The 305-nt window shown below is 68.5% G+C and carries 1 protein-coding gene; it reads right to left on the bottom strand.

Annotated features, from left to right (window positions below):
- Positions 1-305, bottom strand: a 305-nt coding sequence (locus M8J74_RS44370; protein ID WP_249841792.1) for a zinc-binding dehydrogenase, incomplete at both ends; no start/stop codon positions are given.

The raw sequence follows: 305 nt of genomic DNA, 5'->3' as shown, positions 1-305 counted from the left end.
AGGTCGATGAGCATGGGGAAGTCACGGGAGGGCAGGCAGTCGCCGTACCAGGAGGACTTCAGCGACCCGCCCCTGCCGAAGACGTCCAGCAGCGGCAGCTCCAGCTTCATCTCCGGGGTGGGCACCCCGACCAGTACGACCGTGCCGGCCAGGTCACGGGCGTAGAAGGCCTGCTTGTACGTCTCCGGGCGGCCGACCGCCTCGATCACGACGTCCGCGCCGAACCCGCCGGTCAGCTCACGGATCGCCTCCACCGCGTCGTTCTCCTTGGAGTTGACGGTGTGGGTGGCGCCCAGCTTCTTCGC

The sequence above is a fragment of the Streptomyces panaciradicis genome (assembly GCF_023516615.1).
Taxonomy (GTDB): Bacteria; Actinomycetota; Actinomycetes; order Streptomycetales; family Streptomycetaceae; genus Streptomyces; species Streptomyces panaciradicis.
The sequence above is the reverse complement of the archived record's forward strand: the minus strand, read 5'-3'. Positions and strand labels throughout refer to the sequence as shown.